The sequence below is a fragment of the Chitinimonas violaceus genome (genome assembly GCF_052601015.1).
This window is the reverse complement of record NZ_JBQXDJ010000238.1, coordinates 1-412: the sequence shown is the minus strand read 5'-3', so window position 1 is coordinate 412 and position 412 is coordinate 1. Positions and strand designations below refer to the sequence as shown.

Annotated in this window: 1 protein-coding gene; it reads right to left on the bottom strand. The window is 56.3% G+C overall.

Going from position 1 to position 412, the window contains the following annotated elements; translation table 11 throughout:
• Positions 1-8: 8 nt before the first annotated feature.
• The coding region (locus ACUHMQ_RS21115) for a transposase (protein ID WP_445297401.1) at positions 9-412 on the bottom strand (404 nt) is incomplete at its 5' end.

Here is a 412-nt window from a genome sequence, read left to right as displayed (position 1 = left end):
TTTGAGATTCACACGGATGATCGAATAAACCGATCCGCGTAAAGAATAGCGAATTGGTTCATGGCCGTCTTCCAATCCTTGGCGGCATAGCCCCAATCAGCGGTGATATTGCGCAGCGCCAGCCAGATGAGCTTCGTCGCAGCTTCATCAGATGGGAAGTGACCTCGGGTCTTAATGATCTTGCGTAGCTGAGCGTTGATGTTCTCGATGGCGTTTGTCGTATAGATCACCTTGCGCACCGCCGGTGGAAACGCGAAGAAGGGAATCACACGATCCCATGCATTGCGCCACGCCGCACTGACCGTCGGGAACTTCTGGCCCAAGGGGCCTTCAGCAAACGCCTCCAACTCTGCCAGTGCCGCCTCTGCGCTTGGTGCGGTGTAGATCGGCCGAATCGCAGCGGCCAATGGCT